Source organism: Methylobacterium sp. WL18 (genome assembly GCF_008040015.1).
Classification (GTDB): domain Bacteria; phylum Pseudomonadota; class Alphaproteobacteria; order Rhizobiales; family Beijerinckiaceae; genus Methylobacterium; species Methylobacterium mesophilicum.
The window spans coordinates 1-2,093 of the sequence record NZ_VRVD01000742.1; the positions used below are offsets into that span (position 1 = coordinate 1).

Here is a 2,093-nt window from a genome sequence, read left to right on the forward strand (position 1 = left end):
GCCCAAGCCGGAGGCCCCAACGGCGCCGGCGCCGAGGCGGCGCTCGACGCGATCGAGCAGGCGCTGACCGAGGCGGCGTGAGGCGGGACGGTCCCACCCACGGCCTCATCGCGAGGTGGCGTAGCGCAGCGAAGCCCTCGAAGGAGGGCTCCAGAACGCTCAAAGCTTCTTGAAGCCTACGAACCACATAGGTTCGAGGCGCCCCCTCTCCCGTGCGGGCAAACGGATTCACGCATCGGGGTCGGCAGGATACGCTGGAGACTCCGCGGCACTCCCTCCCCCCTTTGCGGGGGAGGGTGGCCCCCGAAGGGGGTCGGGAGAGGGGAGCGACGACGCAGGATAGGGCGCTCGCCCTCACGCCCGCTCTGCTTCACCCGGAAGCCGGGCTCCCCTCTCCCGACCCCTGCTGACGCAGGGGCCACCCTCCCCCGCAGAGGGGGGAGGGAAGGCGCGGGGTCGTTCTGGAGTGCCATACCCGTCGATCGGACGGTGATCCCAAACGCGAAATGTGAATCCGCTGGCCCGCTCGGGAGAGGGGACCCGCGCCTCCTGCGCCAGCGGCAGAACCACGACTCTGACCGAAACGGGTGTCGGCGGTAGCCACAAGGGGGAGGAGCGCGCTTCGCCGAAGACGACGTGCGCACGGCGTAGGGATGAGGTGAAAGGTTTGGATATCCGCCGGTCGGCCGCGACCTCACCGTCATTGTAGGCGCGGCGAAGGGACCCAAGGCCGCGCGCGATGGCAACCTCGCCCCAAACGCAAAACCTGCGTCCGGGGCGAAGTGATGCGTCCTACTTCCCGCCGCCGCCGCCCTGGGGGGCGACCTGCGAGGGCTGGTTGGCGTTGCCGGCCGCGGCGGAATCGTTGGAGATCGAGTCCGCCGGCCGTCCCGTCGGCGAGTAGGTGAGGGCGCCCTCGGCACCGGTGGCGTTCGATTGCGGCGTCACCACCCCGGGGGCGCCGGGCGGCACGACCACCACGGTGCCGGTGGGGGATTCGATCACTTGGGCGGAGGCCGGTCCGACCAAACAGGTCGCGAGGGCGGCGGCGAGAATCATCCGGGTCATGAAGGTTCCTGTCTCTGTGGAGAAGGAAGCTTCGGTCGTGCGCAATTGATCCGTCGCGGGACCGCGACTGCGTCACCGTGAGCGCGGGTCAGTTCACCCGCGTCCAGGTCTGGCGCTTGCAGAACACGCTCATCACGCAGCCCGAGACTTCGAGGGCGTTCGGGCCGGTCAGCCGCAGCGCGCCGGAATAGGTCTTCCCGTCGTTCGGGTTGTAGAGCGAGCCGCTGTAGCCCGATCCGTCCGCCTGGGGGGCGTTGAGGATCTGCACGCCGACGACGCTGCGGCCACGCAGGGCCGGGTCCGGGTTCTTGGCGTCCAGCGCCTTGCCGGGGGCGCTGACGATGGTGCCGCAATAGCCGCCGCCGCAGGGGGTGACCTTCACCCGGGAGCTGCCGGTCTCGGTCAGCCAGAGGCCCGCGGGATCGGCGGCCAGGGCCGGGCCGCCGGCCGCCAGAGCCGCGAGCACTCCCGAGACCGCACGCAAGACCGTACGCCGCATCCTCATCCCTCCCGAACCGAACCTGTGGGACGCCCTCTTACCGCGACGCTTCGGGCAGCGCACCGCCCAGATAGGTCTCGGCGACCTCGCAGAACGGCTGCCCGGCCCCGGTGGAGAGCACCGCGTCGATCTCGAACAGCTTGTCGTCGGGGCCGGGCGCAGCCGGCTGCGCGAAGGGGCGGACCGCGATGGTCTGCCGGGTCGGCTCCAGGGGGCGCACCACCCGGCCGAAGGGCGTGCGGGTACCCTCCAGGGTCGCGTTCATCTCAGGGGTCAGGCGCGCCGGGACGTACCAGTTGTCCGCCTCCGACAGCACCCGGTCGCCGCAGGCCAGCCGGACCCGGCGGTAGCGCACCGGCTCGTCGGGGCCGATCGCGAGGCGGGTGCGCTGGGCGGCGCTGAGGGGCTTGTCGGCCACGTCCATGCGCCGGGCGACGAGGTGCGGGTCGCCGGCGAGCTTGTGGTCGGCGCACCAGCTCTCCAGCGCCAGGGTCGCGCTGTGCGCCGCCAGCACGCGGCCCTGCAG

The 2,093-nt window shown here is 71.7% G+C and carries 3 protein-coding genes; all 3 read right to left on the reverse strand.

Annotated features, from left to right (window positions below):
- Positions 1–792: 792 nt before the first annotated feature.
- Positions 793–1,068, reverse strand: coding sequence for a hypothetical protein (locus FV228_RS27730; RefSeq protein WP_147857441.1), 276 nt, complete (start codon positions 1,066–1,068; stop codon positions 793–795).
- An 88-nt stretch (positions 1,069–1,156) separates the two neighbouring features.
- Positions 1,157–1,567 (reverse strand): DUF2147 domain-containing protein, encoded by a 411-nt coding sequence (locus tag FV228_RS27735; RefSeq protein WP_147857442.1) that lies wholly within the window; start codon positions 1,565–1,567, stop codon positions 1,157–1,159.
- A gap of 37 nt (positions 1,568–1,604) precedes the next feature.
- Positions 1,605–2,093: hypothetical protein (locus FV228_RS27740; RefSeq protein ID WP_147857443.1), on the reverse strand; the 489-nt coding region annotated here is incomplete at its 5' end.